We start from the raw sequence: 12,504 nt of genomic DNA, 5'->3' as shown, positions 1-12,504 counted from the left end.
TCCGTTCCAACCCCACTCCAGGAGACCACCATGAAACGCATCGCCTTCATCGTCACCGCTTTCACCCTCTCGCTGACCCTGACCGCCTGCAACACCTGGTCGGGCGTCAAGCAAGACGCCAAGGACGTGGGCCAGGCCGCAGGCAAGGGCATCGAGAAAGCCGGCGAAAAAGTCCAGGAAATCGCCAAATAACACGCACACATCCCATGCAGAAATTCACCCTCCACAAGGGCCTGGTGGCCCCGATGGACCGCGAGAACGTCGACACCGACGCGATCATTCCCAAGCAGTTCCTGAAGTCGATCCGCAAGACCGGCTTCGGCCCAAACCTGTTTGACGAGTGGCGCTACCTCGACAAGGGCGAGCCCGGCCAGGACCCTGCCAGCCGCAAACCCAACCCGGACTTCGTGCTCAACCAGCCGCGCTACGCCGGTGCGTCGGTGCTGCTGGCGCGCAAAAACTTCGGCTGCGGCTCCAGCCGCGAGCACGCGCCCTGGGCCATCGACCAGTACGGCTTCCGCGCCATCATCGCGCCTACCTATGCCGACATCTTCTTCAACAACTGCTTCAAGAACGGCCTGCTGCCGATCCAGTTGTCCGAAGCCCAGGTGGCGCAGTTGTTCGACGAGGTCGCGGCCTTCCCGGGCTACGAGCTGACCATCGACCTGGAGCGCCAGGTGGTCATCAAGCCGCAAGGTGAAGAGCTGCCGTTCGACGTGCAGGCCTTCCGCAAGTACTGCCTGCTCAACGGCCTGGACGACATCGGCCTGACCTTGCGCTACAAGGACAAGATCGCAGCCTTCGAAGCCGAACGCCTGGCGACCAAGCCCTGGCTGGCACACACGATGACCGCCGGCGCCTGAGCGCCCACCTGCCCGCCTTTTCCTGAGTCCACCCCGGTGCCGCACCGGGGTTCCAACCTCGCATCACATGAAAATCGCAGTTCTCCCCGGTGACGGCATCGGCACCGAAATCGTCGCCGAAGCGGTCCGCGTGCTCCACGCACTCGAGTTGCCCATCGAAATGGAATCAGCCCTGGTGGGCGGCGCCGCTTACGACGCCCATGGCCATCCGCTGCCCGAAGCCACGCTCAAGTTGGCCATGGAAGCCGATGCCGTGCTGTTCGGCGCCGTCGGTGACTGGAAGTACGACACGCTGGACCGCCCGCTGCGCCCCGAGCAGGCTATCCTCGGCCTGCGCAAGCACATGGGCCTGTTCGCCAACTTCCGCCCCGCCATCTGCTACCCCGAACTGGTGGGCGCCTCCAGCCTCAAGCCCGAACTGATCGCGGGTCTGGACATCCTGATCATCCGCGAGCTCACCGGCGACATCTACTTCGGCCAGCCACGCGGCCGCCGCATCGCCACCGATGGCCACTTCCCAGGTGCCGAAGAAGCCTTCGACACCATGCGCTACAGCAAGCCGGAGATCGAGCGCATCGCCCACGTGGCCTTCCAGGCCGCACGCAAGCGCAACAAGAAGGTGACCAGCGTCGACAAGGCCAACGTGCTCGAAACCTTCCAGTTCTGGAAGGACGTCGTGACCGAGGTGCACGCCCAGTACCCCGACGTGGAGCTGGAGCACATGTACGTGGACAACGCGGCCATGCAGCTGGTGCGCGCGCCGAAGAAATTCGACGTCGTCGTCACCGGCAACATGTTCGGCGACATCCTGTCCGACGAGGCCTCCATGCTCACCGGCTCCATCGGCATGCTGCCGTCGGCCTCGCTGAACACGAAGAACCAGGGCCTGTACGAGCCCAGCCACGGCAGCGCGCCGGACATCGCCGGCAAGAACCTGGCCAATCCGCTCGCTACAATACTGTCCGCTGCCATGATGCTCAGATTCACGTTCAACCAGACCGAAGCCGCCGACCGCATTGAAACTGCGGTCAGCAGCGTGCTCGCGTCTGGCTTGCGCACGGGCGATATCTGGTCCGAAGGCACGACCAAGGTGAGCACCCGCGGCATGGGCGATGCCGTTGTGGCCGCCATCACCAAAACCATTACCAAGGGCTGATACAGCTCCGGTTCGTCACGCCCCTACCCGGCCAGACGAGCCGGGGCAAAACGGTTTTTTAACTGAAGGGCGTTGACATGAAACTCGTAGGACTCGTTGGCTGGCGCGGCATGGTCGGTTCCGTGCTGATGGACCGCATGGTCGCGGAAAGCGACTTTGACCTGATCGAACCGCTGTTCTTCTCCACCTCCAACGCAGGCGGCAAAGCCCCTGCCATGGCGAAGAACGAAACCACACTGCAGGACGCGCACGACATCGCCGCCCTGAAGCGCTGCGACATCGTGATCACCGCCCAGGGCGGTGACTACACCAGCGAGGTCTACCCCAAGCTGCGCGCCGCCGGCTGGAACGGCCACTGGATCGATGCCGCGTCCACCCTGCGCATGGACAAGAACGCCGTCATCGTGCTCGACCCGGTCAACCTGCCGGTGATCCAGAACTCGCTCGCCCATGGCGGCCGCGACTGGATCGGCGGCAACTGCACTGTCAGCTGCATGCTGATGGGCGTGGGCGCGCTCTACAAGGCCGGACTGGTCGAGTGGATGAGCACGCAGACCTACCAGGCCGCGTCCGGTGGTGGTGCCCAGCACATGCGCGAACTGCTGACGCAGTACGGCGCGCTCAACGCCGAAGTCAAGTCGCTGCTCGACGACCCCAAGAGCGCCATCCTCGAGATCGACCGCAAGGTGATCAACAAGCAGCGTTCGCTCTCCGGCGCCGAAACCGCCAACTTCGGCGTGCCGCTGGGTGGCTCGCTGATCCCCTGGATCGACAAGGACCTGGGCAACGGCATGTCCAAGGAAGAGTGGAAGGGCATGGCCGAGACCAACAAGATCCTCGGCATGGGCGAAGGCTTCAGTGCGCCGGCCATCCCGGTCGACGGCTTCTGCGTGCGCGTGGGCGCCATGCGCTGCCACAGCCAGGCCCTGACCTTCAAGCTCAAGAAGGATGTGCCCGTGGCCGATATCGAAGCCATGATCGCCGCCGACAACGCCTGGGTGAAAGTGGTGCCGAACACGCGCGAAGCGACGGTGCAAGACCTCACGCCAGTGGCCGTGACCGGCACCATGACCATCCCCGTGGGCCGTGTGCGCAAGCTGGCGATGGGCCCCGAGTACGTCGGCGCTTTCACCATCGGTGACCAGCTGCTGTGGGGCGCGGCCGAACCGCTGCGCCGCATGCTGCGCATCCTGCTCGAAGACTGAAGCCCAGGCGGTTTTCAAGGGCGGGATCGGAGGGGCCGCTGTTTACGTTGCGTTACCACAACGTAAACTCGGCCCCGAACAGCGACAGAAGGTCGGCTTGGAAACTCAAGCGGATTCTCAGCTTGTCACTGTAATGCGTTGATGTTAAGGTCAATTCTCGGTTTTTTATGTCGAGGTCAAAGTGCCATCCAACTCCCGTCCAACCCCTTCGCCAAAGCCCCGTCAAGTGCAACAAAGTACTGGTATTCGAGGTCTCGCGCGGATGCAGGTGGTCGCAGCGGCGGCACTGTTGTGCGCAGGTCTGACGCAACACAACGACGCACAGGCACTGGCACTGGGCCGTGTGGTCGTGCAGTCGGCGCTCGGTGAACCGCTGCGGGCCGAAATCGATGTGCCCGACATCAACGCCGAAGAAGCGGCCAGCCTGCGTGTCGGCCTGGCCAGCGGCGACACCTTCCGTGCCGCCGGCATCGAGATCAATCCCTCTCTCTCCACGTTGCAGATCAGCCTGCAACGCCGTGCCGATGGCCGCGCCTACCTGCGCCTGACCAGCGCGCGCCCGGTGACCGAACCCTTTGTCGACCTGATCGTGGAAGCCAACTGGTCGTCAGGCCGTGTGGTGCGCGACTACACGCTGCTGTTCGACCCACCCAACCTGCGCGCCCAGACCCAGCCGGCACCAGTCGCACCCGGCGTCTCCGCGGCGCAAGCCCCGCGCCCTGCTGCTCCTGCGCCCAGCGCCGCCCTGCCCCAGGTGCAGCCGGCGCGTCCGGCTGCCACCAGCCCGGCAGCCTCGCCAGCACCGGCTCCGGTGGCCCAGCGTCCCGCGCCGGCAGCAGCCCCCACGTCTGCCGACGGCGGGCAGGTGCGCGTGCGCGCTGGCGACACCGCAGGCGCCATTGCGGCGTCCAACCGCCCGGCCAATGTGTCGCTCGACCAGATGCTGTTGGCGATGCTGCAGCAGAACCCGAACGCCTTCATCAGCGGCAACGTGAACCGCATGAAGTCGGGCGTGGTGCTCGAACTGCCGAGCGCCGCCCAAGCCAGCGCCATCGCGCCGGCCGAAGCACGCCAGACCATCGCCGCGCAAAGCCGCGACTTCAACGAATACCGCCGCCGCCTCGCAGGTGGAGCGCCCCAGGCCGCCGTGGCCGCAGCCGACCGCCAGGCCAGTGGCCAGGTGCAGGCCCAGGTCAAGGATGCAGCGCCCGCAGCTCCCGCGGCCGACAAGCTGACCCTGTCCAAGGAAGCGGCTGGCCAGGCCGCCAACGAAGAGCGCATTGCCCGCGAACGCCAGGCACAGGAATCGTCCACGCGCGTGGCCGAGCTGTCGCGCAACATCGAAGAGCTCGCCAAACTCAACACGCCTGCGGCTCCCGCTGCGCCGGCGGCACCCGCGGCCCCGGCCGCGGCAACGCCCGAAGCACCGGCGACGCCTGCGATCACCGTGCCGACCGCGCCCGCACCGGCCGAAACCGCTGCTGCGCCGGACGCCCCCGCAGCACAGGAGGCCGCAGACGCACCGGCTCCCGAAGCCGCCGCCCCCGACACGTCCACCACCCCGGCACCAGTGAAACCGCCGCTGCCGGTGCCCACCCCGCTGCCCGATGAACCGTCCTTCATCGACCAGTTGCGCGACAACCCGCTAACCCTGCCTGTGGTGGGTGGCCTGCTGGCCCTGCTGGCCGGTCTGGGCATCTACCGCATGCGCCAGCGCCGCAACAACGCCAACGTCGACAGCTCCTTCCTGGAAAGCCGGCTGCAGCCCGATTCGTTCTTCGGCTCCAGCGGCGGCCAGCGCATCGACACCGCCGAATCGGCAGCGTCGGGCTCGTCCATGGTGTATTCGCCGAGCCAGCTCGATGCGGCCGGTGACGTGGACCCGGTGGCCGAAGCCGACGTGTACCTGGCCTACGGCCGCGACCTGCAGGCCGAAGAAATCCTGAAGGAAGCGATGCGCAGCACGCCCACGCGTGTGGCCATCCACAACAAGCTGCTCGAGATCTACGCCAAACGCCGCGACGCGCGCGCTTTTGAAGTCGTGGCCACCGAAGCCTATGGCCTCACCCAGGGCCAGGGCGCGGAATGGGAACACGCCTGCGAACTCGGCAAGGAACTCGATCCATCCAACCCCCTGTACCAACCGGGTGGCAGCCCCGTGGTCAAGGTGGCGGCAGCCGTTGGCGTGGCCGGCGGTGCCATGAACACCATGCCCTTCGGCGCCAGCACGCTGTCGGACTCCAGCCGCGCACCCGGCGCCAACGCGCCCGACCTCGACCTGGATCTGGACTTCTCGTTTGACGACGCCCAGCCTTCCGACCTGCCGGCCGATCCACCAGTGGCACAAGCGCCCGCCGTGGCTGCAGCCTCACCCATGTCCGGCATGGACGATCTGCAGAGCACCGAAGCGCTGACTGCCAGCAGCGACGACAAGGACGGCGTGCCCTCGTCGATGTCGATGGACTTTGACCTCGACTTCCCCTCGAGCCCTGCCCCGCTGTCCACGTCCGACCCGATCAGCGACGCAGCCGACTCGGCTCCGCTGTCCTTCGACGACGCGCCGTTCCTCGATCTGGATGTACCCGCTGCGCAGGACGAGAAGCCCGCCGCGGCGCCCGCTGCCCCCGAGATGCTGTCGTTCGACCTGAACAACCTCAATCTCGACCTGAACGAGCCCGGCGTGCAGGACGACGACGGCACCTCCGCCGGCCGCCTCACGGAAGAGAACCCGCTGGAAACCAAGCTGTCGCTGGCGGAAGAATTCCGCGCCATCGGCGACTTCGAAGGTGCGCGTTCGCTGGCCGAAGAAGTGCTGGCGGAAGCCTCGGGCACGCTCAAGACCAAGGCCGGCACCTTCCTCGCCGACCTGGCCTGAGGCCGGCCCACGTCTTCTTCGCCGGTTTCGCTTTTGTTGCTGTCGTCTCCGGCGCCTGTTCCCGCTCCCACCACCCAACGCCTCGCGTTGGGCGTGAGCTACAACGGCCGCGCCTACGACGGCTGGCAAAGCCAGCCGAGCGGGCGCACGGTGCAGGACCAGCTCGAACTGGCGTTGACCCGCTTCAGCGGCCAGCCTGAAACCATCAACACGCTGTGCGCCGGGCGCACCGATGCTGGCGTGCACGGCCTGATGCAGGTGGTGCATTTCGACACCGCGCTGGAGCGCCCCGAAAACGCCTGGGTGCGTGGCACCAACAGCTTTCTGCCCGACGACATCGCGGTGCAGTGGGCGCGCCAGGTGCCGCACAGATTCCATGCCCGGGCCAGCGCGCGCTCCCGCCGTTACGCCTACGTGCTCCACGAATCGCCGGTGCGGCCCAGCGTGGAAGCCGGCCAGGTGGGCTGGGTGTTTCGCCCGCTCTCGCTGGAAGCCATGCAAGAGGCGGCACAGACGCTGATCGGTGAGCACGATTTCACCTCGTTCCGTGCCGCACGCTGCCAGGCCCATTCGCCGGTCAAACACCTGCTGCGGGTGGACATCTCGCGCCGCTCCAGCTACTGGCGCTTCGAGTTCGAGGCCAGCGCGTTCCTGCACCACATGATCCGCAACATCATGGGTTGCCTCATCGCCATCGGCAACGGCAACCGCCCACCCGCCTGGATGGCCGAGGTGCTGCAGGCGCGCAGCCGCGACGCCGCGGCGCCGACCTTTTCCCCTGACGGCCTGTACTTTCTCGGTCCGGTCTACGATGCCGACTTCGGCCTGCCAGAGCGCACGCCCGCTTTCGACTGGTTGCCATGAGTTCCTCGCCCGCCCACCACCGCACCCGCATCAAGATCTGCGGTCTGACACGCGAATCCGACGTGGACGCCGCCGTGCACGCCGGTGCCGACGCGGTGGGCTTCGTGCTCTACCCCGCCAGCCCACGCCATGTGAGCGCCGCGCGCGCCGGCGAGCTGGCCCGACGCCTGCCCGCTTTCGTCACGCCCGTGCTGCTGTTCGTCAACGCCAGCGCCGAACAGATCCGCGAAGGCGTGGCGGCGGTGCCCCAGGCCCTGCTGCAGTTCCATGGCGACGAGAGCCCGGCCGACTGCCAGGCGGCCGGGCGCCCCTACCTGCGCGCCGCGCGCATTCCCACCGGCGCGGCCGGGGCCGGCTTCGATCTCCTAAAATACGCCTCGGACCACGCCACGGCCCAGGCCATCCTGCTCGATGCCCTGGTCGACGGATATGGCGGTGGAGGTCAATCTTTCGACTGGACGGCTTTCCCTTGGTCACACCCGCTTCTAAACGCCAGCTCTCGCCTCGTTTTGTCTGGTGGACTCACGCCTGCAAACGTGGCCGGAGGCATCACGCAGGTGCGGCCCTGGGCCGTTGATGTGAGCTCCGGGGTCGAAGCCGCCAAAGGCATCAAGGACCCCGACAAGATGCTCAACTTCGTGGCCGCCGTGCGCGCGGCCGATGCACAGCAGAATCCCCGTCCGTCCTGACCCCGTTGCATGGGGTCAGGCGGGCAGTCCCACCGAGACCCCCATGACCAGTTACCAACAACCCGACGCCCGCGGCCACTTCGGCATCTACGGCGGCAGCTTCGTGAGCGAAACGCTCACCCACGCGATCAACGAGCTCAAGGCAGCGTACGCGAAGTACCAGCACGACCCCGAGTTCCTGGCCGAGTTCAAGAGCGAGCTGGCGCACTTCGTCGGCCGGCCCAGCCCGGTCTACCACGCAGCGCGTTTGAGCCGCGAAACCGGCGGCGCGCAGATCTTCCTCAAGCGCGAAGACCTCAACCACACCGGCGCGCACAAGGTGAACAACACCATCGGCCAGGCCATGCTGGCCAAGCGCATGGGCAAGCCGCGCGTGATCGCCGAAACCGGCGCAGGGCAGCACGGCGTGGCCACCGCCACCATCTGCGCGCGCTACGGCCTGGAGTGCGTGGTCTACATGGGCAGCGAGGACGTGAAGCGCCAGAGCCCGAACGTCTACCGCATGAAGCTGCTCGGCGCCACGGTGGTGCCGGTGGAGAGCGGCAGCAAGACGCTGAAAGACGCGCTCAACGAAGCCATGCGCGACTGGGTCGCCAACGTGGACAACACCTTCTACATCATCGGCACCGTGGCCGGCCCGCACCCCTATCCGATGATGGTGCGCGACTTCCAGAGCGTGATCGGTGAAGAGTGCCTGGTGCAGGTGCCCGAGATGCTGGCGGCCGCCGGCTGCAAGCGGTCGCAGCCCGATGCGGTGGTCGCCTGCGTGGGCGGTGGAAGCAACGCCATGGGCATCTTCTACCCCTACATCCCGCACGCGGACACGCGCCTGATCGGCGTCGAAGCCGCCGGCGAAGGGCTGGACAGCGGCAAGCACTCGGCCTCCCTGCAAATGGGCAGCCCGGGCGTGCTGCACGGCAACCGCACTTACGTGCTGCAGGACGACAACGGCCAGGTCACCGAAACCCACAGCATCAGTGCCGGGCTCGACTACCCCGGCGTCGGCCCGGAGCACGCCTTCCTGAAGGACATCGGCCGCGCCGAATACGTCGGCATCACCGACACCGAAGCACTCGAAGCCTTCCACCGCCTGTGCCGCACCGAGGGCATCATCCCGGCGCTGGAATCCAGCCATGCCGTGGCCTACGCCATCAAGCTGGCCGCCACCATGCGGCCCGACCAGGCCGTGTTGGTCAACCTTTCCGGCCGCGGCGACAAGGACATCGGCACCGTGGCCGACCTCTCGGGTGTGGATTTTTACGACCGGCCTTCCATGCGTGGCCTCACCGTCAAAGGAGGCTCCGCCAAATGAGCCGCATCGAAAACACCCTGGCCCAACTCAAGGCCCAGAACCGCAAGGCCCTGATTCCCTACGTCACGGCCGGTTTCCCGTTCGCCGACATCACGCCCGAGCTGATGCACGGCATGGCCGATGCGGGTGCCGACATCATCGAACTCGGGGTCCCGTTCTCCGATCCCTCGGCCGACGGCCCGGTGGTGCAAAAGGCCGGTGACCGCGCATTGGCGCTGGGCATCGGCCTGGTGCAGGTGCTGGCCATGGTGCGCAGCTTCCGCGAGCGCAACACCACCACGCCGGTGGTGCTCATGGGCTACGCCAACCCGGTGGAGCGCTACGACCAGAAACACGGCGCCGGCGCTTTCGTGCGCGATGCCAGCGCCGCCGGCGTGGACGGCGTGCTGGTGGTGGATTACCCGCCCGAAGAATGCGAAGAATTCGCCGCTGCGCTGCGCGCGCACGGCATGGACCTGATCTTCCTGCTGGCCCCCACCTCGACCGACGAGCGCATGCAGCTGGTCGGGCGTGTGGCCAGCGGCTACGTGTACTACGTGTCGCTCAAGGGCGTGACCGGCGCCGGCACGCTCGACGTCGGCCAGGTCGAGGCCATGCTGCCGCGCATCCGCCAGCACGTGAGCGTTCCAGTGGGTGTGGGCTTCGGCATCCGCGACGCCGAAACCGCGCGCGCCATCAGCAAAAGCGCCGATGCAGTGGTGATCGGCAGCAAGATCATCCAGCTGCTGGAGAACGAGCCGCACGAAAAAGTGGTGGCCGTGGCGATCCATTTCATTCGCACCATCCGAAAAGCGCTCGACGCATAATCCCGCCACGGCGCCTGCTGGCGCCACCGCACGGAGAAACACCATGTCCTGGCTCGAAAAACTGCTGCCCCCCAAGATCACCCCCACCGACCCGACCGAGCGCCGCAGCGTGCCCGAAGGCCTGTGGATCAAGTGCCCGAGCTGCGAAGCGGTGCTCTACAAGAACGACCTGGAAAAGAACCAGAACGTCTGCCCGCACTGCAGCCACCACCACCGCATCGGTGCGCGTGCGCGGCTCAATGCGTTCCTGGATGCCGAAGGCCGCTACGAGATCGCGCAGGAAGTGCTGCCGGTTGACGCGCTCAAGTTCAAGGACAGCCGCAAGTACCCCGAGCGCCTGAAAGACGCACTGGAAACCACCGGCGAGACCGATGCGCTGATCGTCATGGGCGGCGCAGTGCGCGGTGTGAGCGTGGTCGTGGCGTGTTTTGAATTCGACTTCATGGGCGGCTCCATGGGCTCGGTGGTCGGCGAGCGTTTCGTGCGCGGTGTCGAAGAAGCCATCGCGCAGAAGGTGCCCTTCGTCTGCTACACCGCCACCGGCGGCGCGCGCATGCAGGAAGGCCTGCTGTCATTGATGCAGATGGCCAAGACCAATGCGGCGCTGACCCGCCTGGCCAAGAAGGGCCTGCCCTACATCAGCGTGCTGACCGACCCGACCATGGGCGGCGTGAGCGCCGGCTTTGCCTTCCTGGGCGACGTGGTCATCGCCGAACCCAAGGCGCTGATCGGTTTTGCCGGCCCACGCGTGATCGAGAACACCGTGCGCGTGAAGCTGCCCGAAGGCTTCCAGCGCGCCGAGTTCCTGCAGACCAAGGGCGCGGTGGACTTCATTTGCGACCGGCGCGAACTGCGCGCCACCATCGCCAACACCCTGGCCATGCTGCAACGCCAGAGCGCCGACGCGGTGGTCGAGGATTGACCTCCACCCCTGGGGCTGAGGCGCTCACGCTGTCCCAGCTGCCGCTGTTTCCACTGCAGACGGTCCTCTACCCCGGTGGCTGGCTGCCACTGCGCATCTTCGAGGTGCGTTACCTCGACATGATCGGCCGCTGCCACAAGGCCGGCGCGCCCTTCGGCGTGGTCTGCCTGAGCGAAGGCAGCGAGGTGCGCCGGCTTGACCCTGGCGCCGCCCCCGGCAGCGACGGTTTTGCCAGGGAGGTGTTCCACCCGGTGGGCACACTGGCGCAGATCGAAAGCCTGGAGCGGCCACAACCCGGCCTGATGGTGATCCGCTGCCGCGGCCTGCAGCGCTTTCACGTGCAGCGCCGCCAGCAGCTGCCGCACGGCCTGTGGGTAGCCGATGTGGCGCTGGACGAAGCCGAGCCCGTGGTGCCGGTGCCCGAACACCTCGCCAACACCCGAGACAGCCTGCAGCGCGTGCTGCAGAACCTGCAGGAGCGCGACCCGACCCACCTTGAGCAACTGCCGCTGCAACCGCCCTACCAGTGGGACGACAGCGGCTGGGTCGCCAACCGCTGGGCCGAACTGCTGCCCGCGCCCCCCGAACTCAAGCAGCGCCTCATGACGCTGGACAACCCGCTGCTGCGCCTGGAGCTGGTGTCGGATCTGCTCGACAAGCTCGGGCTGCAGCACTGAGGCAGCGCCCCACCGGCGCGCCCGCTCAGGGCAGCAGCGACAGCGCCTGCATGTAGCGCTCGCTCACCATCAGATCGTCCCAGCCCATGGCGGCACGCGCCGGCAGCAGCGCCAGGCGACGCTCTTCGCTGGCGGCACTCGGTTGCCAGCGCCCTTGCAATACGGCCTGCGACAGCGCGTCGATGGCATCGTCGATGGGCGCGCCATCGTCCACGACAGACTGGTTGCACAGCAGCACCATGTCGGCCCCGGCCGTGAGTGCGGCCAGCGAGGCCTCGGTGAAACTCACCTCGCGGCCATCGATCTGGCGCGCGGCGGCCATGCTCAGGTCGTCGCTGAACACCGCGCCGGTGAAGCCCAGGCGGTGCCGCAGCACGTCCTGCAACCAGCGCGCCGAGAAGCCGGCCGGCCGGCTGTCGACTTTGGAATAGATCACGTGCGCCGGCATCACCGCCTGCAGGCTGGCCGAGAGCCAGCCATAGGGTGCGGCGTCTTCGGCCAGGATCGCCTTGAGGCTGCGGCGGTCCACCGGCATGGCGAGATGCGAATCGGCCTTGACGAAACCGTGGCCCGGGAAGTGTTTGCCGCAGTGCGCCATACCGCTTTGCAGCAGGCCGTGCATCAGGCCCTGCGCCAGCAGCGTGACCACGCGCGGATCGCGCGCAAAGGCGCGGTCGCCGATCACCGAGCTTTCGCCGTAGTCCAGATCGAGCACCGGTGCAAAGCTCAGGTCCACGCCACAGGCGCGCAGCTCGGCACCCAGCACATAACCTGCGGCAGTGGCGGCGTTGACGGCGCGCAAGGCGGCCGCCCCCTCCGGCTCGCCGGCCTTGGCCGCGCCGTGCCACAGGGCGCCCAGCGCCGCCATGGGTGGCAGGTGGGTGAAGCCGTCGGTGCGAAAGCGCTGCACGCGCCCGCCTTCGTGGTCCACCGCGATCAGCAGATCGGGCCGCACCGCCTTGACCTGGCGGCACAGGGCGGTGAGCTGGGCACGGCTCTGCCAGTTGCGAGCGAACAGGATGATGCCGCCCACCAGCGGGTGGGCCAGGCGCTGGCGGTCGGCGGTGGTCAGGCTCAGGCCGGCGACGTCGATGATCAGGGGGGCGTGTGGGTTCATGAAAAAGCAGCGGCTCGC

Annotated in this window: 12 protein-coding genes; 11 read left to right on the top strand and 1 reads right to left on the bottom strand. The window is 67.2% G+C overall.

What is annotated here, in order from left to right; genetic code table 11:
- The first annotated feature begins 30 nt into the window (after window positions 1-30).
- From HPA01S_RS10050 to HPA01S_RS10000, 11 genes are all read left to right on the top strand, one after another.
- A complete protein-coding gene (locus HPA01S_RS10050; RefSeq protein WP_066269503.1) occupies window positions 31-192 on the top strand; it encodes an entericidin EcnAB in 162 nt (53 codons plus the stop codon).
- Window positions 193-206: 14 nt separating this feature from the next.
- The gene (gene leuD / locus HPA01S_RS10045) at window positions 207-863 is read left to right on the top strand and encodes a 3-isopropylmalate dehydratase small subunit (RefSeq protein ID WP_066269501.1); all 657 of its coding nucleotides are present in this window, start codon (window positions 207-209) and stop codon (window positions 861-863) included.
- Between the two features lie 67 nt (window positions 864-930).
- Complete coding sequence (gene leuB, locus HPA01S_RS10040; protein ID WP_066269499.1) at window positions 931-2,019, top strand: 3-isopropylmalate dehydrogenase; 1,089 nt, start codon at window positions 931-933, stop codon at window positions 2,017-2,019.
- Window positions 2,020-2,096: 77 nt separating this feature from the next.
- Window positions 2,097-3,224 carry an aspartate-semialdehyde dehydrogenase gene (gene asd, locus HPA01S_RS10035; RefSeq protein ID WP_066269497.1) on the top strand — a complete coding sequence of 376 codons (1,128 nt, stop codon included), beginning with the start codon at window positions 2,097-2,099 and terminating at the stop codon, window positions 3,222-3,224.
- 262 nt (window positions 3,225-3,486) lie between these two features.
- Window positions 3,487-6,099, top strand: a complete 2,613-nt coding sequence (locus tag HPA01S_RS10030; RefSeq protein WP_066269493.1) for a FimV/HubP family polar landmark protein — start codon at window positions 3,487-3,489, stop codon at window positions 6,097-6,099.
- 33 nt (window positions 6,100-6,132) lie between these two features.
- Window positions 6,133-6,963 carry a tRNA pseudouridine(38-40) synthase TruA gene (truA, locus tag HPA01S_RS10025; protein WP_245638615.1) on the top strand — a complete coding sequence of 277 codons (831 nt, stop codon included), beginning with the start codon at window positions 6,133-6,135 and terminating at the stop codon, window positions 6,961-6,963.
- Window positions 6,960-7,652 (top strand): phosphoribosylanthranilate isomerase, encoded by a 693-nt coding sequence (locus HPA01S_RS10020; protein ID WP_066269492.1) that lies wholly within the window; start codon window positions 6,960-6,962, stop codon window positions 7,650-7,652. Before truA ends, HPA01S_RS10020 begins: the two co-directional genes overlap by 4 nt.
- Window positions 7,653-7,695: 43 nt before the next feature.
- A complete protein-coding gene (gene trpB, locus HPA01S_RS10015) occupies window positions 7,696-8,964 on the top strand; it encodes a tryptophan synthase subunit beta (RefSeq protein ID WP_066269489.1) in 1,269 nt (422 codons plus the stop codon).
- Window positions 8,961-9,770 (top strand): tryptophan synthase subunit alpha, encoded by an 810-nt coding sequence (gene trpA / locus HPA01S_RS10010; RefSeq protein ID WP_066269487.1) that lies wholly within the window; start codon window positions 8,961-8,963, stop codon window positions 9,768-9,770. Before trpB ends, trpA begins: the two co-directional genes overlap by 4 nt.
- Window positions 9,771-9,813: 43 nt before the next feature.
- Window positions 9,814-10,692: an acetyl-CoA carboxylase, carboxyltransferase subunit beta gene (gene accD / locus HPA01S_RS10005; RefSeq protein WP_066269486.1), complete on the top strand. Its 879-nt coding sequence runs from the start codon at window positions 9,814-9,816 to the stop codon at window positions 10,690-10,692.
- Window positions 10,689-11,369 carry an LON peptidase substrate-binding domain-containing protein gene (locus HPA01S_RS10000; protein WP_066269485.1) on the top strand — a complete coding sequence of 227 codons (681 nt, stop codon included), beginning with the start codon at window positions 10,689-10,691 and terminating at the stop codon, window positions 11,367-11,369. Before accD ends, HPA01S_RS10000 begins: the two co-directional genes overlap by 4 nt.
- Before the next feature lie 25 nt (window positions 11,370-11,394).
- Here HPA01S_RS10000 and nagZ read toward each other — a convergent pair whose 3' ends face one another.
- On the bottom strand, window positions 11,395-12,486 hold the full coding sequence (gene nagZ / locus HPA01S_RS09995) for a beta-N-acetylhexosaminidase (protein ID WP_066269483.1): 1,092 nt from the start codon (window positions 12,484-12,486) through the stop codon (window positions 11,395-11,397).
- Between the last annotated feature and the right edge of the window lie 18 nt (window positions 12,487-12,504).

It is taken from the genome of Hydrogenophaga palleronii NBRC 102513 (assembly GCF_001571225.1).
Taxonomy (GTDB): domain Bacteria; phylum Pseudomonadota; class Gammaproteobacteria; order Burkholderiales; family Burkholderiaceae_C; genus Hydrogenophaga; species Hydrogenophaga palleronii.
This window is presented reverse-complemented; position numbering and strand designations above follow the sequence as displayed.